25 protein-coding genes are annotated in these 25303 nt (G+C 41.9%); 8 read left to right on the top strand and 17 right to left on the bottom strand.

What is annotated here, in order from left to right; all coding sequences use genetic code 11:
- Positions 1-5: 5 nt before the first annotated feature.
- The 11 genes from SUN_RS00530 to SUN_RS00480 all read right to left on the bottom strand — a co-directional run bounded on the left by SUN_RS00530 (position 6) and on the right by SUN_RS00480 (position 11907).
- Positions 6-998, bottom strand: coding sequence for a glycosyltransferase family 2 protein (locus tag SUN_RS00530; RefSeq protein WP_011979795.1), 993 nt, complete (start codon positions 996-998; stop codon positions 6-8).
- Between the two features lie 85 nt (positions 999-1083).
- On the bottom strand, positions 1084-1479 hold the full coding sequence (locus SUN_RS00525) for a UDP-N-acetylglucosamine 2-epimerase (RefSeq protein ID WP_011979794.1): 396 nt from the start codon (positions 1477-1479) through the stop codon (positions 1084-1086).
- Positions 1476-2573, bottom strand: a complete 1098-nt coding sequence (locus tag SUN_RS00520) for a glycosyltransferase (protein ID WP_011979793.1) — start codon at positions 2571-2573, stop codon at positions 1476-1478. Before SUN_RS00520 ends, SUN_RS00525 begins: the two co-directional genes overlap by 4 nt.
- Positions 2570-3658: a glycosyltransferase gene (locus SUN_RS00515; protein ID WP_011979792.1), complete on the bottom strand. Its 1089-nt coding sequence runs from the start codon at positions 3656-3658 to the stop codon at positions 2570-2572. The genes SUN_RS00520 and SUN_RS00515 overlap by 4 nt, the downstream gene beginning before the upstream one ends.
- Positions 3659-3701: 43 nt before the next feature.
- A complete protein-coding gene (locus tag SUN_RS00510; protein WP_011979791.1) occupies positions 3702-4955 on the bottom strand; it encodes a glycosyltransferase in 1254 nt (417 codons plus the stop codon).
- Positions 4948-5670: a hypothetical protein gene (locus tag SUN_RS00505; protein ID WP_011979790.1), complete on the bottom strand. Its 723-nt coding sequence runs from the start codon at positions 5668-5670 to the stop codon at positions 4948-4950. Before SUN_RS00505 ends, SUN_RS00510 begins: the two co-directional genes overlap by 8 nt.
- On the bottom strand, positions 5660-6925 hold the full coding sequence (locus SUN_RS00500) for a lipopolysaccharide biosynthesis protein (protein WP_011979789.1): 1266 nt from the start codon (positions 6923-6925) through the stop codon (positions 5660-5662). Before SUN_RS00500 ends, SUN_RS00505 begins: the two co-directional genes overlap by 11 nt.
- The gene (locus tag SUN_RS00495) at positions 6922-8007 is read right to left on the bottom strand and encodes a DegT/DnrJ/EryC1/StrS family aminotransferase (protein ID WP_011979788.1); all 1086 of its coding nucleotides are present in this window, start codon (positions 8005-8007) and stop codon (positions 6922-6924) included. Before SUN_RS00495 ends, SUN_RS00500 begins: the two co-directional genes overlap by 4 nt.
- Positions 8004-8573 (bottom strand): acyltransferase, encoded by a 570-nt coding sequence (locus SUN_RS00490; RefSeq protein ID WP_011979787.1) that lies wholly within the window; start codon positions 8571-8573, stop codon positions 8004-8006. Before SUN_RS00490 ends, SUN_RS00495 begins: the two co-directional genes overlap by 4 nt.
- Positions 8573-9535, bottom strand: coding sequence for a Gfo/Idh/MocA family protein (locus SUN_RS00485; protein WP_011979786.1), 963 nt, complete (start codon positions 9533-9535; stop codon positions 8573-8575). Before SUN_RS00485 ends, SUN_RS00490 begins: the two co-directional genes overlap by 1 nt.
- Entirely contained in the window at positions 9532-11907 is a 2376-nt protein-coding gene (locus SUN_RS00480) for a multiheme c-type cytochrome (RefSeq protein WP_011979785.1), read from the bottom strand. Before SUN_RS00480 ends, SUN_RS00485 begins: the two co-directional genes overlap by 4 nt.
- A 148-nt stretch (positions 11908-12055) precedes the next feature.
- Here SUN_RS00480 and SUN_RS00475 point away from each other — a divergent pair, with 148 nt between their 5' ends.
- The 6 genes from SUN_RS00475 (at position 12056) to SUN_RS00450 (ending at position 18693) form a co-directional block, all read left to right on the top strand.
- Complete coding sequence (locus SUN_RS00475; protein ID WP_011979784.1) at positions 12056-12877, top strand: peptidylprolyl isomerase; 822 nt, start codon at positions 12056-12058, stop codon at positions 12875-12877.
- 17 nt (positions 12878-12894) lie between these two features.
- Positions 12895-13461, top strand: a complete 567-nt coding sequence (gene dcd / locus SUN_RS00470) for a dCTP deaminase (RefSeq protein ID WP_011979783.1) — start codon at positions 12895-12897, stop codon at positions 13459-13461.
- Between the two features lie 11 nt (positions 13462-13472).
- On the top strand, positions 13473-14378 hold the full coding sequence (locus SUN_RS00465; RefSeq protein WP_011979782.1) for a DUF2279 domain-containing protein: 906 nt from the start codon (positions 13473-13475) through the stop codon (positions 14376-14378).
- A gap of 113 nt (positions 14379-14491) precedes the next feature.
- A complete protein-coding gene (gene topA, locus SUN_RS00460; RefSeq protein ID WP_011979781.1) occupies positions 14492-16690 on the top strand; it encodes a type I DNA topoisomerase in 2199 nt (732 codons plus the stop codon).
- Positions 16691-16694: 4 nt separating this feature from the next.
- Positions 16695-17552 carry a biotin synthase gene (locus tag SUN_RS00455; RefSeq protein ID WP_041672621.1) on the top strand — a complete coding sequence of 286 codons (858 nt, stop codon included), beginning with the start codon at positions 16695-16697 and terminating at the stop codon, positions 17550-17552.
- A complete protein-coding gene (locus tag SUN_RS00450) occupies positions 17539-18693 on the top strand; it encodes a cation:proton antiporter (protein ID WP_011979779.1) in 1155 nt (384 codons plus the stop codon). The genes SUN_RS00455 and SUN_RS00450 overlap by 14 nt, the downstream gene beginning before the upstream one ends.
- Here SUN_RS00450 and SUN_RS12885 read toward each other — a convergent pair.
- The 4 genes from SUN_RS12885 to recA all read right to left on the bottom strand — a co-directional run bounded on the left by SUN_RS12885 (position 18690) and on the right by recA (position 22169).
- The gene (locus tag SUN_RS12885; RefSeq protein ID WP_011979778.1) at positions 18690-19400 is read right to left on the bottom strand and encodes a hypothetical protein; all 711 of its coding nucleotides are present in this window, start codon (positions 19398-19400) and stop codon (positions 18690-18692) included. The genes SUN_RS00450 and SUN_RS12885 overlap by 4 nt on opposite strands.
- Positions 19401-19403: 3 nt before the next feature.
- Positions 19404-19655: an FtsB family cell division protein gene (locus SUN_RS00440; protein ID WP_011979777.1), complete on the bottom strand. Its 252-nt coding sequence runs from the start codon at positions 19653-19655 to the stop codon at positions 19404-19406.
- Between the two features lie 8 nt (positions 19656-19663).
- A complete protein-coding gene (gene eno / locus SUN_RS00435) occupies positions 19664-20938 on the bottom strand; it encodes a phosphopyruvate hydratase (RefSeq protein WP_011979776.1) in 1275 nt (424 codons plus the stop codon).
- A 187-nt stretch (positions 20939-21125) separates the two neighbouring features.
- Positions 21126-22169 (bottom strand): recombinase RecA, encoded by a 1044-nt coding sequence (gene recA / locus SUN_RS00430; protein WP_011979775.1) that lies wholly within the window; start codon positions 22167-22169, stop codon positions 21126-21128.
- 277 nt (positions 22170-22446) lie between these two features.
- Between recA and SUN_RS00425 the strand changes: the two genes are divergently transcribed.
- Together SUN_RS00425 and SUN_RS00420 are read left to right on the top strand one after the other, a co-directional pair.
- The gene (locus SUN_RS00425; RefSeq protein ID WP_011979774.1) at positions 22447-23313 is read left to right on the top strand and encodes a menaquinone biosynthesis family protein; all 867 of its coding nucleotides are present in this window, start codon (positions 22447-22449) and stop codon (positions 23311-23313) included.
- Between the two features lie 36 nt (positions 23314-23349).
- Positions 23350-24126 (top strand): UDP-N-acetylmuramate dehydrogenase, encoded by a 777-nt coding sequence (locus tag SUN_RS00420; RefSeq protein ID WP_011979773.1) that lies wholly within the window; start codon positions 23350-23352, stop codon positions 24124-24126.
- Position 24127: 1 nt separating this feature from the next.
- Here the strand turns inward: SUN_RS00420 and SUN_RS00415 are convergent, their stop codons facing one another.
- Both SUN_RS00415 and SUN_RS00410 read right to left on the bottom strand, forming a co-directional pair.
- On the bottom strand, positions 24128-24625 hold the full coding sequence (locus SUN_RS00415) for a DUF1566 domain-containing protein (protein WP_011979772.1): 498 nt from the start codon (positions 24623-24625) through the stop codon (positions 24128-24130).
- Positions 24626-24711: 86 nt separating this feature from the next.
- Entirely contained in the window at positions 24712-25302 is a 591-nt protein-coding gene (locus SUN_RS00410) for a L,D-transpeptidase family protein (protein WP_011979771.1), read from the bottom strand.
- Position 25303 lies beyond the last annotated feature (1 nt).

Genomic DNA, 25303 nt, shown 5'->3' with positions numbered 1-25303 from the left:
CTGCTTCACATCTTACCTTTTATAATTTTTTTGACAACGGTAAACAAACCTGCCAATGAACCCAGCCCGTAAAAGAGGTGCAGTGTCAGAAATGCACCTACAAGATAGGGAAGGTCTATCCACCTCTCTTTCAGTCTAAAGCTCATGATTATAACCAAAGTGAGATAACTAACCAATGACAGAAAAGTAAACCATGCAAGCTTTGGATATGCTACGGTAAAGAGCAGAGGCAAAAGCAGAGACAAAAGAAACAGCAACGGAACAAAATGGCGCAAACTCAATGAAGCAAAGGTTTTTGTATAGTATATCGTAAGAATATTCCAGCAGCCATTTTGATACTGGTTCCTTGCCAACTCTGTAAATGTTTCTCTGGCATAGTATACAGCTCGCACACTGGGCACAAGATATATGCTTCCGCCTCCGTGAACAATGCGTTTGTTTATCTCTATATCCTGATTGCGTACAAGGCGTTCGTCATATAAGCCATACTCTTCAAATGTCTCTCTGCTATAGCATCCAAAAGCAACCGTATCGACCTTTTTCACCTTATCTACTCCGGTTCTAAAATCGGCGTTGCCGACACCCAGCCTGTCTGTCAATACCTTTTTAATGGCGATAGATTTAGGGTTTTTGTTTTTCACTTCTGTTATTAAAACACCCCCAACACAATTGGCATTGAATTTTTTGATATACGCTGCCAAATCCGAAAAATAACTTTTGGGGTACTCTGCATGTGCCGATATAATAAAAATATACTTGCCTGTCGAAGCTTTGATACCGATATTCATACTGATAGGAGTAAACTTTCGAGGATTGTACAACAGTTTGATGTGTATATCTTGGTACCGTTGGATGATCTCTGCTGTTGCATCACTGCTTCCCCCATCCACGAATATGAGTTCATACGATTCCAAACCGGAACGGTTAATTGAGTCAATGCAAGCCGCTATGTAGTTCCCTTCATTGAGGCATGGGATAATTATGGATATCTCTGTCATAATTTCTTTTCAGTATTTAAGCTAATATATATTTTACCATACTTCCTGCCAAACAGTAGTGTAAAAATAGTTCTGAAATTCCAAATCAATGGCAATCCTCCCTTTCTCCAACTTCTTTAAAAGTAGAAGTTAAGCCATAAGAGTCAACTTTATCTTGAAAAAATGACGCTTTCGGCACAATGGAGGTGAAAATAAATAAGAGCAAATTGTTGTCTTGATTTTTCAGTCCACTATATTCTTCTATCTTTTCTATCATCTGTCCCGTCATAATACCATGTGTTTTTCCGCCTATTCCTAAAGAATAGTCCGATTTGGGAATTTTTATCTCATCAAAAAAGATATCACTCATATTGGCATCATAATGCTGCTCTGTATGAACAATAACTTCGTTTATCTCTTGGCGATTTGCTATCTCACGGCTTACGAAGCCTGCTTTTATGAACTGTGGTCTTGCACCTAATATTGTTAATATTTTTATCATTTTAAAACCTCGTTATAAACTTTTATCATCTGCTTTACATTATCTTTCCAATTATAAAGTTTACAAACTCTTGTTCTCCCCGCATCACCCATTTGAGTTCTAAAACTAGGGTCAAGTATTAATTTTTCAATTGCTTTTGCAGTCATCTCTGGATTTCTTGGTGGCACTATAATTCCAGTTACTCCATCTTCAATAACTTCAGGAAGACCACCTACATTTGACACTATAACGGGTTTGGCACATGCCGATGCTTCAATAACTGCAACCCCAAAACTTTCACTATTTGATACTGACACTGATACTGACAACATATTATGATATTTTGGTACATCTGAAAACGGCACTTTCCCTGTAAAGATTGTTTTGTGCTGAATGTCTAGTTTTTCAGTTAACTTTTTTAAGTTTTTCTCTAGTTTTCCACTACCAACGATCAAAAGCTTTAAAGGTAAGCCTGTATATTTGTCACTAAGTATTTTAAAGGCTTTAATTAAATACTCTATTCCATATTTTTCTTGCAGTGTTTTAACCGTTCCGATAACGATATCATGTTGAGTAAATAAACTTTCTGCTTTCATAGGTTTGAACTGCTCTATATCAATTCCAAATGGCGTTACTTCTATTTCTTTCTTTGTATATAAATTAGTTTCTTCTTTCATTACATGTGAAGTTGATAGTATTTTATCTGCTTTTTTAAGATTGAATTTCAAGATAGACTTATGTAAAAATGATTTATGTGGAAAATCGAATACATCGCTTCCCCATACAGAGAGTACAAATGGCGAAAAACTACTTAAAGCCCCTAAGAGTCCATAACTTGTAGCATAGTGGGCATGTATAATATCTGGCTTAAACTCTCTGATAATTTTTTTAATTGTTGGTAGTGCGTAAAGATATTTTATTTTATACCACTTTCCATCTTCTACATCAATAGTTTGGTTTAAATTTTTAACCGTTATATTAGTAATGCCATCATAATCATCAACTGTAAAATTGCCTAAACCAAAAATTACAATTTCAATATCATTTTCAGATAGCGATTTTGCCCATTTAATAGTGTGTACTGAATTAGGATCTGATAGAAGTAATAATCTCATTTTGAGAGGTCCTTTTGAACTTCTTCTGCTCTTGCTTCCCAGGAATGTTTATGCTTAATTTTGTTTATATTTTTAATTTTTGCATATAGTATAGATGAACTTTCTAACAAATATTTAAAAAAATTTTCAATGTCCTTTTCATTATACTCCAAACTCCATCCAATATCATTTTCGTTTACGAACTCTCCAGCTAAAGTCCCTATCGAAGCTATAATAGGTTTTTCTTGCCCAATATATTCATATAACTTAACGGGTGCAGCAAACTCCCAGTACTCCTGAGGCTTTACAAAAAGCATGGCTATATGTGCATTTTGATATAAATCTTTTAAATCACCACTACTTTTATGTACGATGGATATATTATTAGTAGTAGGTTCATACTCTTCTTTAATATTTTTCCACTCATTTTCTCTTGTACAAAGAGTAAAATGTATTTTAGGAAATTTTTTCAATACACTAAAAAGTTTGTGCATTTGATAGTGACTTCCTAATCCACCTATATAAAGTAGTTCAATTGGTTCATCAATAGTTTTCAACTCTTTTGTCGCATACTCATCCTGTCCAGGAGGAAGAGGCTTAAATTTATTTTGACTGACTGTTGGGATATATTTTGCCATCTGATATGATGGAAGATAAACAATATCTACTAAATCATTGTATTTTTGCAAATCATAGCGATAAAAAAATTTAGCTATTTTTCTTTTGAAAAAAGATAGAGATATACCATATTCTGGAAAAAGCCAATAAATATCTCTATAAAAGAGCCCTATTTTTATTCCGTTATTTTTACAAAATCTAAAAAAATTAAAATCTAAAAATGGGCACATTGGTAAATGATCTTTTTCTGTCAAAAGTGTCGGTTGAGTTGATGATTCAGAATAAAGAAAATCAAATTTTACACCAGAATGTATTTGCTGTTTAATATCTTCAATACTTTTTTTTCTTTCTCTGCAATAACCAGTAACCAATGTAACTTGATATCCAATTTTTTCAAATGCCTGCATCATTTTAAGTGGTCTGATACCACTTGCTGATGCCGTATTTTCCCTAAGAGGCAATGGATGATGAAATATAATCTTTTTCAATTTTTATTTCCTTAAATTATTTTTTATAGAGTGTTAAAATATTTCATATAACTTGCTTCACTTTAGTATCCACCAAAGCTTTCAGATCATTAATAAAATTATTATAATTGGTTTGTGCATTATATTTTTTCAAAAATATACTATGTGATTTTTCTCTTACTACTTCACTTTTAAAAAAATGAATATTTCCCAAGCTATCAACTATTTCATTTACTTCACATTTTTCATTCAACAACACACCATTAACTTTATTATCAATCATCTCACTTATGCCACCAATATTTGGCGCTATGATAGGAATATGACAACTCATAGCTTCCATAATAGAAACAGGAACACCTTCTGATTCACTAACATTGATTAATACATCTACTTTATTCTCTTTATAAAACTTATAAACTTCTTGGTTGGTTAATTGTCCTATAAAATTAAAAATAATATTTTCTTTTTGAGATAACTTTTTATTTGCTAAATCTTTCAAAGTTTTTTCAAGAGGTCCACTACCTATGTGGTTCCATATGAAAGTAACAGCATGAAACCTGTTTGCTAACGCGTGCAATGCATCAATAATTTTATCAACTCGCTTTACCTTCACCAAAAAGGAACATGAAACAATAGAAAGAACATGGTCTGGACCGGGTTTACAGTAGATACCGTAATCATTAACGCCCAGTCTATATACTTTTAATATTTCATGACTAAATCCATATGTTGTATTTAGATAGGTATTCGCTGACTCCGTAATTGTAAAAACTTTATCTATATTATGCGTAAAGAGGTGTTTTAGCGGCATATAGCCATCTTTTCTTCTCTCTTGGTAAAGATCCATTCCGTGAATTCTACTTACGAGTTTATAACCATATTTTTTTTTCAGACTTTGCAATGCATAAGTAGCTTCTGTATTCCAGTACGTATAGACAACAGTACTATTTAATTTTTCTTTTTTATGAAAATATACATCAAAGAGTTCATAAAATCTCTGGTATGTATACATGGAAAATAAAAATTGTTTTATCCTTTTTGTATTGGTACCTACCTGAGTTCTAAACTCTTTATAAAACAAACGTGTACCCATTGACTTAATCAAATAGTATAATTTATCTACTAAAGTTACACTCTTTTTGCACAAAAACTGATCCACTTTTATGCCATTGGGAACGTTTCTGTATTTTGGATGTGCGGTAATGGGCATAATTGTCAAATTTGCTCTCTTTGGGTAATACTCTACCTCTGTTTCCAAAAATTGCTCTCCGGGATAGTATGGAAACGAAGATGTTATAAGAATTATTTCAATCATGGCTCGATTTTAGTTCAATAAGTAACGTGTCTCTAAAGGTAAAATATTTAGATAAAAACATTTTTTTTACTATCTGTCTTCTGCTTAGAACGTCATGTTCACAAAATTCAAGCTTTTCAATATCAAAACCGGCATCGACAGCAATTTTTGATAGTGTGTATGGGGTAAACCAAAACCTGTGATCACTATTGATACATTCTATGTTTTTAAATGCAAAAATAAAATTATTGAGCCGAAATGCATTGGGCGTAGTTAGGATAATTGTATCTACATTACTAAATTTTTTTCGAATGGCTTGTAAAAATATTACAGGGTTACCGATATGTTCAATTACATCGGGTATTAATAAATAATCAATTTTTTCCTTTACTATCTCTTCAGGTAACTGATCCTTTGTTATATCTATCGTATGTAAGTGTGGAATACTGTATCTGTTTTGAATATATTCGATCCCTTTTTTATTGATATCAATACCAAAACACAGTTTGCTTCTATCAATAAGCCTCTGGTGCAGCCAACTTTTTTGTTCTATTTTTCGATCAATGATAGGAAGATGATCTACAAAACCCAAATGCACAACAATTTTATTTTCTGATACATGAAGTAAATATTCATCTCTGTTAAAAAGTTTTTTTTCATTTGTCAGCTTCATTTTCACGGCATTGCTAAATCGCATTCCTAATAAATATTCTAATACCTTATCGTCATACTGCATTGGCTTCCTTTTTAGTGTACCTTACGATATACAGGATATAAAACAGTAAAATAACACTCATACACATCGTAACCATGGAGAGGATTTCAAGAAATCCAAACTCATGAAAAAACATTAATATTAAAACTGGCACCAACGCATAAATCATAGATACATTCAGTATAACCTCCTGCTTGTTTAGAACTATTAAAATAGTGCCCAATGGTGAAGATATAAAATTCAAAAATAACCATGGGGTCAGAACAGAAGCTGCTTCACCTGCAAGTTTCCAATTTTCACCAAAAATAAAAACAAAAATATCGTCCGCAAACAAATAAATAAATAAAAAAACAGGGATGGCAACCAGTGAGGCTTTTAGTATAAAGCGTACTACAATTCTATATAAATCACTTCTCTTGGAACTTGATACTTTTTGATAAAACACTTGTGATAAAGAGCTGCTTATAAGAGACATAGGTGTTTGTACCATTTTAAATGCCAAAGAAAACTGCCCTAAAGTAGCAGCAGTAAAAAATTTCGCTATAAGTATACTTATTCCAGATAATCTAAAACCATCTATTATCGCATTAGGTAGATTATATATTGGTAATTTTTTATGTTTTTTGGCCAAGGAAAATATTTTTACTGTTTTTATCTGCAATAATCTCTGCCTATCTTCTTGCCAAACAAGTTTTCCAAGAATTGTTGTAGTAACCCCTTGTCCCAAAACACTACCGAGTATCAGCCCGCTACTTCCAAACCCACCAAGTCCCATCCCAAGATTTACAGCAGCGGTAGTTCCACTCTGAATAACCCTGCTTGCAGCTAATCTTTTATACTGTTTTTTTCTATTTGACCAATAATTAAGACTTTGATAAATGCCTGTCAACAAAACAGCAACAGGTATAAAATAGAGCCAAGTCGCTATTTCAGGATTCCCTAATAAATCTGTTATTTTGGCATTAAAAACATATATAACTATAAATGATATAAAACTTATAAAAAAAGATATTATTATAGAAAGTGCTACAATATTTATGGCGTCACTGTCCTTTTCCGGAAGCATTATGGCCAACTCATAACGACCAGTGGCCATTACAGAGAATAAAGAAGCTATACTCATATAGAGTGCGAATACTCCGAAATCTTCAGGTGTATAAATGCGAGTCAAAATCGGACTAATTGCTATAGGAATAGATTGAGCTATAGTCGTACCAGTCATAAGCGTAAGTACATTACGAGAAAATTCAGATTTTGGTTTTAACTTATTTATCATATTTGTTTAGCAATATACTCTATCTCTTCATCACTCAAATAAGGATTCATCGGTAAAGACATAATCTCACTTGAAACCTGTTCAGCTATAGGAAAGTCCCCTTTACTATATCCTAAATAAGAAAAACACTCCTGCAAATGCAAAGCTATAGGATAATGCACAGCAGTAGGAATACCTTGCTCTTTTAATTTAGATTGAACTTCATCTCTATTTTGAATTCTAACACTATATTGGGCCCAAACAGAAGTTGTCCTATTATCTACAAAAGGCAAAATAAAATCTTTGGCCTTTAAAGCTTCTGTATACTTCTGTGCTACTTCTTGACGTAACTTTAAATCTTTCTCATAATATTTTAACTTCACATTCACCACAGCACACTGCAATGTATCCATGCGTCCACCCATGCCAATGTACTTATGATGGTAACGTTTGGATTGTCCATGAACTCTTAAACTTTTTATCTTTTCTGCCAAAACATCATTATTGGTAAACACTACACCACCGTCACCAAAACACCCCAGTGGTTTGGCAGGGAAAAAACTTGTCGTTGAAATATCCCCCAGACAACTGTCGGTTTTCCCTTTGTATGTACTACCAAAGCTCTGAGCACCGTCTATAATAACTTTTAAATCATATTTGTCCGCAATGGCTTGAATAGCATCCATATCTGACGGCTGTCCATAGAGTGAAACTGGCATAATCACTTTTGTTTTAGATGTGATTTTCTCTTCGATTTTTTCAGGATCGATATTGTAGGTTTTTTCATCGATATCAACAAACACTGGCTTAGCTCCAAGAAAAGCTATCGTTTCCGCTGTTGCGATGAAAGTAAAAGGGGTTGTGATGACTTCGTCTCCCGCCCTAATCCCCAGCGCCATCATAGCAAGAAGCAGGGCATCTGTACCGCTACCACAGGTGATAGCGTGTTTGGCTCCGGAAAATTCTTCCAGCTTATCTTCAAGCTGCCTAACCTCTTCACCCATAATATAGTTGGATTTGTCCAATACATTCTGGATTGCAGCGTCTATCTCCGTTTTATACAACTGGTACTGATACTGCAGCTTTGCAAAATCTATCTTCACTTACGACTCACTTTCAGCACATCACTGTCAAGTTCATATCGGGCGAACATATCTTCAGCTCTGTTTTCCAGAAACCTGAGTGTTTCTCCAGATATACCTACCCATCCTATCTGTACTGCCGGCACTCCGGCCATCAGAGCATAAGGCTTGACATCTTTGGTGATCACTGCACCGGCAGCAACCAATGCATATTCGCCTATCGTTACACCGCAGACGATCGTTGCATTTGCACCGATGGAACACCCTTTTTTGAGCAGTGTTCTTTTAAATTCCTCTTTTCTGGAGATGAAAGCACGGGGGTTGATGACATTAGTAAAGACCATCGATGGTCCCAAAAAAACATCATCTTCCACCTCAACCCCTTCATAAATGGAGACATTATTTTGAACCTTGACCCCGTTGCCGACTTTTACCTTCGGGCCAACAACACAGTTCTGCCCAAACGAGCAATTCTCGCCAATGACCGTATGGGAAAGAATGTGTGAAAAATACCAAACTTTTGTACCTTTCCCCATATTGACATTTTCATCAACGTAACTGCTCTCATGGACAAAAACTTCAGACATTATCCAAACACCTTTTTACAGAATGGATGATACTCACCCTTTAGCCCCACCGCATCAAGACGGCGTATAGTTGAGACTGTATTGATAGAGCCGTAAGCCTCCTCAAGTCCAAACCCATTACCTTTGAGTATCTCTTCATAGCTTCGGGTATGAAGATCGGTAAACCCTCCGGAGAATTCTATCTCATCACCATCTACAGTAATAGACCGGTAAGTCCGCTGTCCCTGAGCTTTGATCTCTTCAGGGATGTAATCATAATTGACGGAAAGAAACCATCGTACATTGGCATGCTTGAGCTTGAATGATCCAGCGTTACAGTCAGGTGTTTTGACATGGACCACATTCTCTTCAACATCACCGAAGATCCAACAGAGCATATCGTAAAAGTGTACACCGATATTTGAAGCGATACCCCCTGACTTTTCCTGATCCCCTTTCCATGAGATGAAATACCATTTCCCTCTTGAAGTTAAATAGGTTAGGTCAATATCGTATATTTTATTTGGGTTTTCTTCTAGCTCTTTAATTACCTTTTCTTTAAGTGCAATAATCGATGGATGAAGTCTAAGTTGCAAAATATTATATACTTTATTACTAGTTTCTTCTTCTATGATCTTAAGTTGATCAATATTCCAGGGATTGAGAACAAGCGGTTTTTCACAGATCGCATCAGCACTGCTCTTGAGTGCAAACCGTATGTGTGAATCATGTAAATAATTGGGTGAACAGATGGAAACATAGTCTATCTTGTTACCGGTATCTCTTCTCCATTTATCAACAAACCTATCAAAACGTTCAAACTCCGTAAAGAAATTTGCATCAGGGAAATAACTGTCTATAATACCAATACCGTCATAGGGATCAAGTGCCGCCACAAGTGTGTTGTCTGTCTCCTTGATAGCCTTCATATGTCTTGGAGCAATATAGCCGGCTGCTCCAATTAATGCAAAATTTTTATTCATTTTCTTCTCTTTCTTCTCTTCATCAGCCAGTAGACCAGACTGCCACCCAGCACCAACGCGGACAAGACCTGCACCCAGGCACTCAAAAGAATGGTTTTGTGAATGATCGAATGGTGAACCTTGTTGTCAATCTTGACTCCTGCAAATTTGGCAGTATGTACCATCATGGAAACAGCTAGGTCTTCGCTTGGCATCTCCTGGTGGCAGCTGAGGCAGACGCCTCTTCTGTCGAGTTTGCTTCTTGTCTCGTTGTCAAGTGCTTGTGAAAGTTTCCAGTGATCTCCAACGGTCTGCAGCTGGGTACCATTCTCGTCAACGAAACGGGAGAGATCATCTTTGAGATTGGGGATGCTCGGCATCTGTTCGTCCGTTCTGTTCGGCAGGACGGTTTTGTCCGCGCTCATCAGGTCTACGATGGTCGTCTTGCTCTGGTCAGCAAAGTATTTTCCACCCTCTATGCCGTAGCCCAGTGCTTTGGCGGAGTCATGGCAGGAGGTACAGGTTCTTGCCTTTTTGGTAATGGTATGCGGATTGACAGGCGACATGACAATAGAGTTGACACCCTCTTTGCCTCTTCCCTCTTTATTGGGGATCTTAAAGATGTGGTTATGCAGTTTGGCCTTGCCATCCTTGCCGATGACCGTCAGAATGACCTGACAGCCCGGAATAACAGGAGAAATCCTTCCCTCTCCGTTCTGTGCCAGGGCAGGATTTTCCCAGCGCAGGTAGGATCGCGTCTCGGTCACTTTTCCGTCGACCAGGAAATCTTTGAGATTATGTACTTCCCCCGTCACACCGTTATGGTGTACGGCTGAAGCGGCCAGATAGTCCGGGTTCTGCTTGCCGCCGCTGTAGTCTATCTTGACATGACAGCCGTAACACTGTGGCGCCCAGGTAGCATGGCAGGTATAGCACTCCAGCTTGTCCGTATGTGCCTTGATCTGGTCCATCGCCACCAGCCCTTCTTTGGAGATCTTGCCCTCTTTTTTAAGCAGTTTGAGCGGCTTGAGCGTCAAATCTTTCCCTGAAGCCAGATGCATGACCACTTCATTGCCTTTTCTAATAGCTTTGGGAAGCGGGTTTCCGCGTGCAGAGAGCAGGAAACCGTCACCCTTGTCTTTGGGAACATACCCCTGCTCCAGGTATTTGGCCAGGGTATGCCCCACCCCTCTGGACTTACCTGTCTTCGGTGTGGTCTTGAACTCGTCACTGTAGCCAAGCGGCAGTTCCCATGGGTATTTGTCCGTTGTTCCGTGACAGTCCTGACACTCGATCTCCACGGCACCCAGGTTCGCTCCCACGTTAAAACCATCCCCATGATGGTCTATAGATGTGTGACAGTCCTGGCAGAGCATCCCTTTGGAGTAGTGGATATCTTCCTGAAGATGCAGATAGCGCTTGGTATGCAGCTTGGGCTGCCCGTTCCCCTGGATATCGAAGTTGGCTTGATACTCCGTTTCCATCAGCCCCTGATAACTTACCCCGATACGTTTACCACGGTTATGGCAGGTCGTGCAGGTCTCCACAGGGATACCCGAATAGGTCTTGTCGTGGACCTTTACCTTCACCTTCCGAGAGGACTGTATGGCATGCACGAGCATATGCCCGGTGGCATTTTTGTCGATGGTCGGGTCATTACCCTCATAATACCCTTCGTTCGAATAGGGAATATGGCAGGAGGAGCATCCGATCCCACGGAAGTCTCCCCTGCGTTTACGTCCCTTGCCGCCGGTATGGCATCTGAGACACTCCTGTCTGAGGTAAGTATAGACAGAGAGTGTAGGATCTTTTTCTATTTCCTCCGCGGTTGGAGCAGGCGGCAGCGCTTTCATCTTTTTTGGGAAACCCTGAGGCTCCTTTATGCTCAACTCATTCATATATTTTGTATAGACATCCGTACCGACACGTTTATGGATGTTTTCATTGCCGAAGTTGCTGTGGTTATGGTCGTACCCGTCCTTGGCACCAAATCCCCACAAGGCACCGTGGATCTTCCCCGCCTCGGTGGCCATAAGATTGTTCCACTGTGCCGCTATCTGCTTCTTATGGCACATCCCGCAGGTATTTTCGTTGATCCACGGGCTTCCCGGGTCCGGGTAGAAAGCTTTGGGGCCTTCATTGTCTTTAAAGTACTCCGGTGTTCCTTTATGCGCCTTTTCCTTGGTCGATGCCTCAGGATTTCCACCGTGACAGACTACGCAGTCATTGCCTGCTACATCGGCTTCATCCGCTTTGGCAAAGATCTTCTCCATCATTTTGGATTTGTGGTCTCTGATATGCTCGATACCCTGGTGGCATTTGAAACAACTGTTCGTCTCTCCTGCTGTCATCATGGCTGTCAACACCACCATAAAATACAGTATCTTCTTCATCTTCCTTGACCTCCTGCTGTAAAACACGATTATAGCAAAAAGATTTTAGTAAATGCGCCCTTCAGAGGATTCTTACCCGTTTATGCTATAATTTATCACTTTATTGCCCCCAAAGGGCACCCCAAAAAGCCCGAAAGAAAGAGACTAGATGAACAAACTCATACTCCTTGGATTGCTTACACTGCTGACCTTTTCGCATGCCCGGATGGTCAATGCGGTCGCACTTACGGTGGACGGCGAAGCGATCACCACCAATGAAATAAAGAAGGTACAAAGAAAGACCGGTATGTCCAAACAGCAGGCGATCGATCTTCTGATACAGGACAGACTGCAGAAAGAAGCCATGAAAAGCATCAAGATCTCAGAAGAGACCATTGATGCCAAGATCGCGCAGATTGCCAACCTCAACAATATCAGTATTCCAAAAATGCAGAAAATGCTCAAAAAACAGGGGACCAGCTGGAGCAAGTACCGTGAGTCCATACGACAGGCATTGAAAAAAGAACGTTTCTTCAAAGAGAAGATTTCCAGAAATATTACTCCTCCAAGCGAAGATCAACTCAAGCTCTATTATGAAACCCACAAAGAAGCATTCGCTATGCCGACTTCGATCCGGATGACAGAATATTCGGCCAAGTCTGAAAAAGTACTCCAGAATTTTTTGCGTACAGGAAGCGCCAAAGGTATCAAAAGCATTTCTGCGACCAAAAAGACAAAGGGGATGAATCCCGCCATGCTCTCCATGCTGCTTTCCACTCCTGACGGCAGATTTACCAAACCGATCAATGCCGGCGACAAATGGGTTGTTTTCAAAGTGAATGGCAAACAGGGCAGGAAACTCCTGCCCTTTGAAGAGGCGCGCAATGCTGTCGCAGGGCGATGGAGGCAGGAACAGCAGAATCAGGCGCTGAAGGATTACTTCTCCAAGATGAAAACAGAAGCCAATATCAAAGTAATCAGAAAACAATAAATAAGAAGGAAAAACAGATGGGATTAAAACCCGACAAGTGGATACGTGAAAAATCACTCAATGAGGCCATGATAACTCCTTTTTGCGAAGGACTTGTCGGAGAAGGTGTCGTCAGTTACGGACTGAGTTCCTACGGCTATGACATCCGTGTCTCGGATGAGTTCAAGATCTTTACCAATATCAATGCCGAAGTTGTGGACCCCAAAGATTTCAACGAGAACAATGTAGTTGATTTCAAAGGAGATATCTGTATCGTACCTCCAAACTCTTTTGCGCTGGCACGCACAGTGGAGTATTTCAGGATGCCCAAAGACACACTGGCGATCTGCCTGGGGAAAAGCACCTATGCCCGCTGCGGGATCATCGTGAACGTCACGCCTTTCGAGCCCGGTTTTGAAGGGCACATCACTATAGAAATTTCCAATACCACACCTCTTCCGGCAAAGATCTACGCCAATGAAGGTATTGCGCAGGTACTCTTCCTGGAGGGGGACGAACAGTGTGAAACAACCTACTCCGACCGCAAAGGGAAATACCAGAGCCAGACGGGGATCACACTTCCAAGAATCTTAAAACAACAATAGAAAGGCCTTTTTTGCGCGCTTTACTTCTTTCCATTCTCATCTCATTGTGCCTTATCGCGGAAGAGATTCCCCAGGAATCTTTCGGTGACTCCATTTACAACTCCATCATGAAACCGGCACAGTCCGAAGAGGAACTCATGGACAGAGTCCTCTACACCAACCTTGCCGGTGCTGCCCTTGTCACTGTGTGGGGCATCGCTTTCTGGGATTACTTCAGTACCACCCCTAGCCTGGGACATGAAGGATGGTTCGGCAAGGATACTAAATACGGCGGTGCAGACAAGATGGGCCACATGTATTCCACCTATCTCTGGTCTCTTGAATTTTCATCCCTTTATGAGTATTGGGGTATGGATACGAGCCGCTCCATGATCTATGGGTCACTTTCTGCCTGGTCTTTCCAGTTTCTCATGGAACTTGGGGATTCTTTCAGTGAATCACAGGGGTTTTCTTACGAAGATGTAGTTGCAAACACCGTAGGTGCACTTTTTTATTATGCCAGGGAGAAATACCCGCAACTGAAGAACAAAGTCGACCTCAGACTTGAATACCTTCCCGATTTTAACAGTGGTGGCGATGTTTTTACTATGTACAACTCCATGAAATACCTTTTTGCCCTAAAATTCAGCGGATTTGAAAGTATGCAGGACAACCTGCTCAAATATGGGGAAGTTCAGCTGGGTTACTATACCCGTGGCTACCAGGACCATGAAGACTATACACGGAAGGAACGCAATCTCTATGTCGGTATCGGTATCAATGTCTCCGAAGTACTCGCTTCCTGGGGATGGGTAAAAACGGGGAAAATATTCAACTACTACCAGTTACCTTATACCTACATTCCTTTCTCCTATGATTTTGACAGCGAGAGCTATTTCAAACCATATTCAAGGCCTTACCACGGGAGCAAACGATAAGTTCATCCATTATTACTTTACGATGGTATGGGACTAAAAACAGTATCAATAAGTAGCCTTTTATCCTCTTTTGTGCTACAATGCCAAAAATTTCTTATATAAAGTAAGTATGAATGAAAAATCTAATTATCGTCGAATCACCAGCAAAAGCACGTACTATTACCAGTTTTTTGGGCAAGGACTACAAGGTCATCGCCTCCAAAGGACACATCAGGGACCTTCCCAAAAGCACTTTCGGTATCACCATCGATGATGAAACAGGCGACCTCATCCCCAAATATTCCATCCCGAGGGATGCGAATCCCACTGTCAAAGAGCTGAAAAAACTCGCCAAAGAAGCTGAGACCATCTATATCGCGACCGATGAGGACCGTGAGGGAGAAGCCATTGGCTACCACATTGCCAAAGCGATCGGGAAAGAGCCTACGGAACTACCGCGTATCGTCTTTCACGAAATCACCAAATCAGCTATTCAGCATGCACTCGAGAACCCTCGAAAAGTGGACATGGACTCGGTAGATGCCCAGCAGACACGAAGACTGCTTGATCGCATTGTAGGGTACAAGCTATCACCTCTGCTTGCCAGTAAGATCCAGAAGGGCCTAAGTGCAGGAAGGGTACAGAGTTCCACACTGAAGATCGTAGTCGACAGAGAGCGTGAGATCAAGGCGTTCAAACCTGAAGAGTACTGGACCATCGATGCCCTGTTTGAAAAAAACATCGATGCCTCTATTTATGATTACAACGGTCTCAAGATTGATAAGCTTACCATCAAGACAGATGCTGATGCCAACGAGATCGTGGAATCTGCAAAAGGGGAATCCTTTGTGGTCTCTTCCATAGAGAAGACAAAAAGAAAGACCAAAACACCGCCTCCTTTTATGACTTCTACTCTTCAGCAGGCAGCATCTACACAGCTGGGGTTTTCACCCAAAAAGACGATGATGGTTGCACAGAAGCTTTATGAAGGAGTAAAAACAGATAAGGGGACCATGGGTATCATTACCTATATGAGGACAGATTCGCTCAACCTTGCAAAAGAAGCAGTTGAAGCTGCACGTACGCATATCAAAGAGACATACGGGGACAAATATCTTCCTGCCAAAGCAAAACACTATACAAGCAAATCAAAAGGCGCACAGGAAGCGCACGAAGCGATACGCCCTACCCGTGTTGACTTCGACGGTACAAAAGCGGCCAATTTCCTCAATGCTGACGAGCTCAAGCTCTACCGGCTCATCTACAACCGTTTCCTTGCCTGTCAGATGACAGAAGCAGAACTCGAATCACAGACAATCCTCTTCAAAGGAGACAAGTGCACATTCAAGGCCAGCGGAAGGAAACTGCTCTTTGACGGTTTCTACAGGGTGACAGGGTACAATGAAAAAGACAAACTACTTCCCGAACTCAAGAAAGAGCAACCTGTCTCTCTCGATGATATCAAAGCGGAACAGCACTTTACGGAACCGCCTGCACGCTATAATGAGGCCAGCCTTATTAAAAAACTCGAATCCCTTGGAATCGGTCGTCCAAGTACCTATGCACCTACCATTACCATTCTTCAGACACGAAAGTATATCGAGATAGAGAAAAAACGTATTCACCCTACAGAGATTGCATTTACCGTTATAGAGATGCTTGAAAAACACTTTCCGGAGATCGTAGACAGCGGCTTTACCGCAAACATGGAAGAGACGCTGGACAAGGTCGCCGAAGGGGAAACCGACTGGCAGACCATTCTCAAAGAATTCTATACACCTTTTCTGCAGAAGATCGAAGAGGGAAAAAAGAATATCAAGAGTCTTAAAGTAGCCATACCAACAGGAGAGAACTGCCCCAAGTGCGGTTCCGAACTATTGCTTAGAAAAGGACGCTATGGAGAATTCATTGCCTGCAGTAACTTCCCCAAATGCAAATACACCAAAAATACTGATGGTACGGAAGTTGAACAGCCCGAAGAAACTGATGAGAAATGCGAGAAATGCGGCTCGCCCATGGTGATAAAGAACTCTAAGAGAGGTAAGTTCCTTGCCTGCTCCGCCTACCCGAAATGCAAGAATGCAAAATCGCTTACCCCTCCCAAAGAGCTGAGCGTTCCCTGCCCTGAATGCGGTGGAAAACTTCAGGAAAGAGAAGGAAGACGTGGTAAATTCTTTGGCTGTGAGAATTACCCAAAGTGTAAATTCATCGCCAATTTCGAACCGGTAGACAAAAAGTGTCCCGAATGCGGATATACTATGGGGAAAAAGACACTTCGTGGTAAAGAGATATTTGAATGTTTCAAATGTAAACACAAAGAAGAGGCAAAATAACACCATGTCAACCCGGAAACAGATCTTTTTATGTGCCATTAACAATATTCTCAGCGGCACCTGCAAAGAGGACTGCAAATTCTGCACACAGAGCGTCAGGTATCATGCTGACATAGAACGTTACAGTTACAAGAAGATCGGGCAGATCGTAGAGGAGGCCAGGCAGGCAAAAGCCAATGGGGCTTTGGGATACTGTCTTGTAACTGCCGGCAAAGGTCTTGACGACAAAAAGGTAGACTTCGTAGCGCGTGCGGCACAGGCGGTCAAAGCAGAGGTAGAGGGGCTCAACCTCATTGCCTGTAACGGCACTGCAAGCCTGGAACAACTAATCTATCTAAAAGAACACGGCATTGACAGCTATAATCACAATCTTGAAACTTCCGAACGCTACTACCCCGAGATCTGCCTCACTCATGGCTGGCAGGAGCGCTATGAGACTTGTGAGAACGTCAAATCATCCGGTCTGGCACTCTGCAGCGGCGGGATCTTCGGTATGGGAGAAAGTATGAAGGACAGGGAAGATCTGCTCTCTGCAATCGCTTCACTTCAGCCAGAATCAACACCTCTGAACTTCTATCATCCCAATCCTGCCCTGCCTATCAAGACACGCAATATCGGTTTTGAGGAAGCACTGAATATCATCCGCAGAGCCCATACTTTGCTGGGAGAGGATCGTCTTCTGATGGTCGCAGGCGGCAGGGAATTGCTTTTCAACGGAAAAGAAGATGAAATGTTCAAAGCAGGAGCAAACTCCATCGTCATCGGTGATTACCTGACCACATCGGGATCGGCGCCAAAAATGGACCAGCTTATGCTGGAAAAATTGGGCTACGAGGTAGCGACTAGCTGTGATTCACACTGATATTTCACTGATACTCACCCTTTCTTTGCTAATATGGGGAAGTCCTTTTGTCTCGAAACTGCTGCGCATGCCAACACCTCCGGTGGAGATCATTCTGGGTTCTATCGTTGCCTATATTGGCCTGGTCGGGCATAACCAGTATTTTGACATTATTGCAGAGGTAGGCTTTCTTTACCTGATGTTCCTTGCAGGAATGGAAGTGGACCTCAAACAGATCACTCAAAGCCCCAAAGCAATTATCAGGCAATCGATGCTTTTTTTGGGGATTATGGCTTTTTTTTCTGTGGCTGCAGGAATACTCTTTCATCTCAACACCATCACTATCATTTCCATGCCCCTCATCTCCATAGGGATACTTGCCTCTCTGGCAAAAACCTACGGCAAAGAACAACCCTGGATCAAACTAGCTTTCATCGCAGGTATTCTGGGTGAGATCATCAGTATTGCCATACTGACCATTTTCGATGCTGCCAGCACAACCGGCGTGAACATGATATTGGTAACAAAGGTGAGTTATCTTGCCGGGTTCATTGCCGTGGTCTACCTGCTCTATAAACTGCTTCGCCTGCTCTTTTGGTGGATGCCTGAACTCAAGAATACCCTCATGCCAAAACTCGATACTTCCGATCAGGACATCCGTCTTGCAATGGCACTTTTTTTCATCCTGATTGCCATCATGCTCTATCTGAAACTGGAGTTGGCATTAGGGGCTTTTATCGCAGGGGTAGCCATTTCGGCATTTTTTCATCATGAAAAACAGCTCGAAGCCAAGATTTCAAGTTTGGGGTTTGGCTTTCTCGTTCCACTCTTTTTCATTCACGTTGGTGCTTCATTCGACCTGAAGTCATTGATAGAAGAAGGGGTGATCACCGGTGCGTTTCTGATCACCACACTAATGATCCTTTCACGTGTCCTGGCAGCAGTTGTTCTAAAGAAGATCAGTGGTTCAAGAGACGCACTGCTGGTCGCCTTCTCTCTCTCTATGCCTCTGACCCTCCTTGTTGCAGTTGCGACCATAGGGTATGAAACAAAACTGTTGCATATACTCAGTTACTATCAGCTGATACTTGCCAGTATCTTTGAAGTTATCCTCTCTATGCTGCTGATCAAATGGATTAACAGTAAAAAGAAAACCGGTTAGTCCTGATCAACTTCTCTGATTGCTTCTTTCAGGCTTTTTTCAGCATCTTCTGCTGCCGCTTTGGCTTCCTTGGCAATATTAATATCTTCAATGGTTTTGGCAACATGAGGCTCATCTTTTTTTGTATCTACAGATGCTTTGTTTGCTGCTTCTTTCGCCATCTTTTTCTCTAATGCTGCTTTCTCTGCTTCAAGCTTTGCAAGCTCTTCAGCAGCCTTTTTTTCTTTCTGAGCTTTTTTGATACGCTCCAGTTCTGCCGCTTCCTGAGCTGTCTTTTCTGCCGCTATTCTCTTCTGCTCTGCTTTTTCTGCGGCTACCCTTTCCGCCTCAAGACGTTCCTGCTCCTCTTTGACCTTTTTGAGTCTCGCCTCTTTCTCTTCTGGGGTTTCTATCGATACTGCCGAGGCTGAAGGTGTTTTGACTACTTTTGTTGTCTCTTCAACCACTTCAACTGCTTTTTCGGGAACATCTTCTGCAGGAGCAGCAGTCTCTTCCTCTACAGCAGGTTCGGGAGTATCACCCTCATCCTCTTCAAGATCCAACTCCTCTTTCGCTTCTTTCTCTTTGGCTATCTTATCCAGATCACTCAAAAGCTGCTGTTCAGCCTGATCTATCTTCTTGAGGTTCGTATTAAGATCAAAAGGATTTTCCGAGGCATTCACGCCTACCATTGCTACTATCGCTGCTACCCATACATACTGTTTCATATCCTACTCCTTTGGTTCTAATTGTTTTAGTTCAAAAAGCTCTTTCTGCAGCTTCTGGTTCTCTACTTTCAAACTTTTTTCTTCCTGCTTCAGCATCTCTTTTTTCTCTTTAAGCTGGTTCATCACCATCAATGAATTCTCCCCGTAAATCAAAATGCCCACATAGATACCAAAGAGCAGTATGCCGATCGCCGTGACTAGGATCGCTTTAAGCGACAGGCCGGCTATAGCTTCTACCCTGTTGGTACCGGACAAAACCTATCCTACTTTGAAAAAAGTGAGGTGCCAAGATACTCGAACTGTCCCAATTCCGCTTCGATCGCAAGCAGCCTGTTGTATTTGGCAATTCTGTCAGATCTTGCAGTCGATCCCGTTTTGATCTCTCCTGTATTCAGTGCTACGGCAAAATCTGCAATGAAAGTATCTTCACTTTCACCGGAACGGTGACTCATCACACAAGTATAACCTGAACGCTGAGCCAGTCTGACCGTCTGCATCGTCTCCGAAACCGTACCTATCTGGTTTGGTTTAATCAGGATTGAATTGGCAATGTCTTTCTCAATGCCTTCAGCGAGGATCGCTACATTGGTCACAAAAAGGTCATCACCTACCAGCTGGATCTTGTCTCCCAGTACTTCGGTGAGCTCTTTCCAGCCTTCCCAATCATCTTCACCAAGCCCGTCTTCAAGAGACACAATAGGGTATTTTTCAACCATATCCGCATAATATGCAATAAGTTCAGAACTTGTAAGTTCCCTACTTTCTGACTTCAATACATATTTTCCGGCATCATTCATGATTTCACTTGCTGCCACATCAAGTGCAATAGCAATCTGCTCACCAGGTTTATAGCCTGCCTTTTCAATTGCCTGCATTATGACTTGAATCGGTTCCTCGTTGGACTTAAGGTTAGGTGCGAATCCACCCTCGTCACCTACAGCCGTACTCTCGCCCATATCATCAATGATCTTTTTAAGATGATGATACACTTCCGACACTGCTCTCAAGCCTTCCGAAAATCTGTCAAAACCAAGCGGCATAACCATATACTCCTGGAAGTCTACAGAGTTGTTAGCATGTTCTCCTCCGTTGATGATATTCAACATTGGTACAGGCATTATTACTGCATTGGCGCCTCCAAGGTAACGGTAAAGAGGCATTTTCAGTGAGCTTGCCGCAGCACGCGCCACAGCCATCGAGACACCCAGCACCGCATTGGCACCAAGGTTGGCATAATTATTCGTACCATCCACTTCTTTCATGATCAGATCGATCTCTGCCTGATTGAAGGGGCTGAGACCTACCAATGCATCGCTTATGGCACCATTGACATTGTCGCAGGCCTGCAATACACCTTTCCCCATGTATCTGTCACCACCGTCACGCAACTCAAGAGCTTCTCTTTTCCCTGTGCTTGCACCGCTGGGGACAATGGCACTTTCCACAGTCCCGTCGCTCAAGCTTACGGTCGCTCGTACTGTTGGATTTCCTCGACTGTCCATCACCTCTGTTGCTACGATCTCATCTATAAAAACCATATATATCCTTTGATTGCTGTAATTGGATATATTTTATCTAAAAACTTCTGATAATTGGTATAGTGAAAATTTATCTTTGGGAAGAAAGAGGAAAAGAAACTGATTGAAAGGTATTTCCAAGAGACAAAGGTACTTTCGGGAAAGCCAAGGGAGTGGCGATGGCACTCTCTTGATGGAAACTATGCGTCTACTGGTCAGCGGAGGATATCTCTTCCTGATCCATACCCAATGCTTCCCCGAACCCTAATGCTTCTTTAACTTGCATTTCTATCTCTTCTCTAAGTTTCGGATTCTCTTTGAGTGTCAGTTTGGCATTCTCTTTCCCCTGACCGAGTTTCTCGGCACCGTAGCTGAACCAGGCACCCGACTTGTCGACGATATCCATTTTGATTCCGTAGTCGATCAGCTCACCGATATAGGAGATCCCCTCCCCAAACATAATGTCGAATTCCGCCTGTCTGAACGGAGGTGCTACCTTGTTCTTTACTACTTTGGCTTTCACCCGGTTACCGATCTGGGACTCGCCCTGCTTGAGCGTCGCAATACGTCTGACATCAATACGCACCGAACAGTAGAACTTCAATGCGTTACCCCCTGTGGTCGTTTCCGGTGAACCATATCCCATCGTTCCTATCTTCATACGAATCTGGTTAATGAAGATCACAGTGGTATTCGTTTTATGAAGGATCGCCGTGAGTTTACGAAGCGCCTGAGACATCAGACGTGCCTGCAGCCCCACATGTGTATCTCCCATATCACCCTCTATCTCCGACTTGGGTGTCAGTGCCGCTACGGAATCGACAATGATCAGATCCACCGCACCCGAACGCGTCAGTGTTTCAAGTACATCCAGTGCCTGCTCTCCAAAATCGGGTTGTGAGACCAGAAGGTTGTCCGTATCGACACCCAGGTTCTTTGCATACACTACATCCAGTGCATGTTCCGCATCAATGAAGGCACAGACCATCCCCTCTTTCTGAGCTGATGCGATCGTCTGCAAAGCCAAAGTCGTTTTACCTGAAGACTCAGGCCCATACACTTCAACGATACGTCCCTGGGGGATACCTCCGATACCCAATGCCATATCCAGACCCAGTGACCCCGTCGAGATCGCAGCGATCGGTTCGAACTCTTTATCTCCAAGTCTCATCAGTGTCCCTTTACCAAAGGTCTTGTCTATCTGCTTGATCGCCATATCCAGTGCTTTTTGCTTTTGTGCATCCATTGCCATTGTCATATCCTTTTCCTTTATCTGTTGAATTTTATCTAAAATATTTAGATATTGTTTAGTCATAGTCGCAGTTTAATGCAAATTTGAAAAAAGAGGTAAAAATATGTCAAATTGACATATTTTTATGTCAATTTGTCTTAGGAAGATACTGTATCTTCCATAAAGTGTGCTATGACTATCGGGAATAAATGTCCTTGGGGTGCATATTATTTGATTACATTTCTTTTTTGGGACGCTTATGATAAAATACTCCCACTATATATTAAGTGAGAAACCCATGTCCAGAACCATACAGCTTGCCCACTCCCCCGATGCAGATGATATCTTCATGTACTATGCCATCAAATTCGGATGGGTAGATACCAAGGGATATCTCTTCGAGAATATCGGTCTGGATATCGAAACACTGAATGTCGAAGCACTCAACGGCACCTATGATGTCTCTGCCATTTCTTTTGGAATGTACCCGCTCATCAAAGAGGAATATGCTCTCCTGCGTACCGCTGTAAGTTTCGGTGAAGGGTATGGCCCCAAACTGATCAGGCGTAAAGAAAAAAAGCTAAAACGTAACTTCAAAGTGGCACTCTCCGGAAAATATACAACCAATGCCATGCTTTTTCGTATCTATTATCCGGATGCACGCCCTGTCTATATGGACTTCCTCGAGATCGAAAAGGCGGTAGTGAATGGTAAGGTGGATGCCGGTGTACTCATCCACGAATCGATCCTTGATTTTGATGAAAGCCTGGAGGTTGAAAAAGAGATCTGGGATATCTGGGTGGAACTTGCGGGAGAGGGACTGCCTCTTCCTCTGGGAGGAATGGCCATCCGAAGAAGCCTCCCTCTGAACGTTGCCATTGACATAGAGAACATTCTCGTAGAAGGGGTCAAGGTCGCCAATGACAAAAAAGAGGAACTCTGCACCAAACTGGAAAAAGACCATCTGGTCAGGATTTCCGACAAGTTGCTCAAAAAATATCTCGACATGTATGCATCGGATGAATCAGTAGAACTCTCTGAGCTACAGCTCAAAGCACTCGATACACTCTACGATATCGGCTTCAAGCATGGCCTATGGGAATGTCCGATCAAAACAGAAGATTATCTTATTCCCAAAGAGTACAGTGAACTACGGACACAATAATGAATATCAGGCACCGCCAAAAACAAGGAGTACTTCTTGTTTTATAAGACCATAGATTTCTCCAAATACTCCAGTATAAAGATTGGACAGCCCACCGAAGTGCTGATGATCGAAAAAGGAGATATAATCCCCACTGACCGCTACCTTGTAGGAGGGGCTAACAATCTTCTTGTTTCACCAAATCCAACACCACTGATGATGCTAAGTAAAGACTTTGCTTTTATTGAACAGGATAAGGATATGCTTGTTATCGGTGCCGCCATGCCTACAGGGCGTATCGTCTCCTATTGCAAAAAAAATGATATTGGCGATTTTGAATTCTGCGCCAAGCTGCCGGGAACTCTCGGTGGCATGCTTGCAATGAACGCAGGGCTAAAGTCTTACGAGATCTTCAATATCCTGCACAGTATAGAGATAGATGGACATTGGATTGAAAAAAAGGATATCCCCTATGGATACCGTTATGCCGAACTTTCCGGTATTGCCACTGCAGCAAAATTTCCGATACACAAAGGATTCAGTCAGGATCTTCTTGACGAACTTCTTAGCCTGAGGAACAACCAGCCTCATGAGCCCAGTGCCGGTTCAGCTTTTAAAAATCCGGCGAATGACTATGCAGGAAGGCTGATCGAAGCGGTCGGGTTAAAAGGCATAAAAAAAGGGGTAATGCAATGGAGTGAAGTACATGCGAATTTTCTTGTAAATTTGGGAGGTGGTACCTACGAAGATGCCAAATATCTTTTGGATCTGGCGAAAGAAAGGGTCGAAGCGCAATTTGGCATTACACTTCAAGAGGAGGTCAAGCTCCTCTGAATTATCGTCGTACGTCCAAAGCCGTACAACGGACACACCTAATATAATTTGACTGGCTTGGCTTGCGCTGATACTGGTATGAATCCGCCGAATAAATGGCATTGTATTTGTTCCCTACCGTCGGCGTGGAACTCCAGAAGTCTCCTTCTCTGAAATACTTGAACACCTGTCCCGGAATTTTATGTACATGGATCAACTCATCCGAAGTAGGAAGTCTCCAATCCGTATATCCTGCATAATCAAGTCTTTTACAGTAATTCATGGCATGTTTCCATGAACCCGCTTTACTGTAAGAATGCTCTCTCTTGTATGCTCCGTCCTCTTTGTCTATATATTTTTGGTCCTGCCACATCAACTGGGCATCCTTTTCGATATATACACTATCAGGGTAACAGTTTGCACCCGCTTCCGAAATGGGTGCAACCGTTGAAACATCCCCTCCTGCAAACAGTAGTCCAAATGACATAGTCATACCCACTGCAATGAATATACTCTTCATCTTTTTCTCCTTTAGTGTCCAATATTATTCAATATGATAATATAACATTGATCAAACTAAGCTAAAAGCTCCAAGATTAGTTGAACTTATGGATGAATATCTATCTTCACGCCATTTTTTACTGATCTCCAAAGTGTATCTATGGCTTTGTTCGGTACGGCCATACATCCTTCTGTCCAGTCGTGTGCCAGTGTATAGCGGTCAGCATGTCCGTCCGCATTCCATTTGGGCTGGCCATGAATGGTAATGTAACCTCCCGGCTTTGCTCCATGGGCTCTTGCTCTTGCCTTGTCCGCTTCATTAGGGTAGGATATCATCAGAGATTTATAGAGTCTCGGGTCACATTTTTTACGTACTATCCAATAGCTTCCTTCCGGTGTACGGTAGTCCCCTGCCTGGATCTTGTTCCCTTTGTCCCCGTTCTTTCCCAGAGAGATCTTGCAGGCATAGAGCAGCTTTCCCTGCCTGTACATTGAAAGTTTTCGTTTCTTTTTATACACAACTATCTTGTCCGCGAGTTTGCCTTGGTCCACATCCGTACCATGTGAGAGTTCCTGTCTGCACTCACCTATGGCATAAGGCGTATTATCTACTTTTCCATAAGCCCGTGGTTCCCCGCATCCGCTTATGAAAACTGCTGTTCCCAAAATAGACAGTAATACGATATTTTTTATCATT

The organism is Sulfurovum sp. NBC37-1 (assembly GCF_000010345.1).
Lineage (GTDB): Bacteria > Campylobacterota > Campylobacteria > Campylobacterales > Sulfurovaceae > Sulfurovum.
This window is presented reverse-complemented; position numbering and strand designations above follow the sequence as displayed.

Coding starts and splice junctions, on each gene's coding strand:
- SUN_RS00415 (WP_011979772.1), bottom strand. CDS start 24,625: ATGAAGAGTATATTCATTGCAGTGGGTATGACTATGTCATTTGGACTA.
- SUN_RS00485 (WP_011979786.1), bottom strand. CDS start 9,535: ATGAATAAAAATTTTGCATTAATTGGAGCAGCCGGCTATATTGCTCCA.
- SUN_RS00500 (WP_011979789.1), bottom strand. CDS start 6,925: ATGATAAATAAGTTAAAACCAAAATCTGAATTTTCTCGTAATGTACTT.
- SUN_RS00520 (WP_011979793.1), bottom strand. CDS start 2,573: ATGAGATTATTACTTCTATCAGATCCTAATTCAGTACACACTATTAAA.
- SUN_RS00455 (WP_041672621.1), top strand. CDS start 16,695: ATGTCAACCCGGAAACAGATCTTTTTATGTGCCATTAACAATATTCTC.
- eno (WP_011979776.1), bottom strand. CDS start 20,938: ATGGTTTTTATAGATGAGATCGTAGCAACAGAGGTGATGGACAGTCGA.
- SUN_RS00410 (WP_011979771.1), bottom strand. CDS start 25,302: ATGATAAAAAATATCGTATTACTGTCTATTTTGGGAACAGCAGTTTTC.
- dcd (WP_011979783.1), top strand. CDS start 12,895: ATGGGATTAAAACCCGACAAGTGGATACGTGAAAAATCACTCAATGAG.
- SUN_RS00490 (WP_011979787.1), bottom strand. CDS start 8,573: ATGTCTGAAGTTTTTGTCCATGAGAGCAGTTACGTTGATGAAAATGTC.
- SUN_RS00480 (WP_011979785.1), bottom strand. CDS start 11,907: ATGAAGAAGATACTGTATTTTATGGTGGTGTTGACAGCCATGATGACA.
- SUN_RS00475 (WP_011979784.1), top strand. CDS start 12,056: ATGAACAAACTCATACTCCTTGGATTGCTTACACTGCTGACCTTTTCG.
- topA (WP_011979781.1), top strand. CDS start 14,492: ATGAAAAATCTAATTATCGTCGAATCACCAGCAAAAGCACGTACTATT.
- recA (WP_011979775.1), bottom strand. CDS start 22,169: ATGGCAATGGATGCACAAAAGCAAAAAGCACTGGATATGGCGATCAAG.
- SUN_RS00510 (WP_011979791.1), bottom strand. CDS start 4,955: ATGATTGAAATAATTCTTATAACATCTTCGTTTCCATACTATCCCGGA.
- SUN_RS00505 (WP_011979790.1), bottom strand. CDS start 5,670: ATGCAGTATGACGATAAGGTATTAGAATATTTATTAGGAATGCGATTT.
- SUN_RS00525 (WP_011979794.1), bottom strand. CDS start 1,479: ATGATAAAAATATTAACAATATTAGGTGCAAGACCACAGTTCATAAAA.
- SUN_RS00425 (WP_011979774.1), top strand. CDS start 22,447: ATGTCCAGAACCATACAGCTTGCCCACTCCCCCGATGCAGATGATATC.
- SUN_RS12885 (WP_011979778.1), bottom strand. CDS start 19,400: ATGAAACAGTATGTATGGGTAGCAGCGATAGTAGCAATGGTAGGCGTG.
- SUN_RS00530 (WP_011979795.1), bottom strand. CDS start 998: ATGACAGAGATATCCATAATTATCCCATGCCTCAATGAAGGGAACTAC.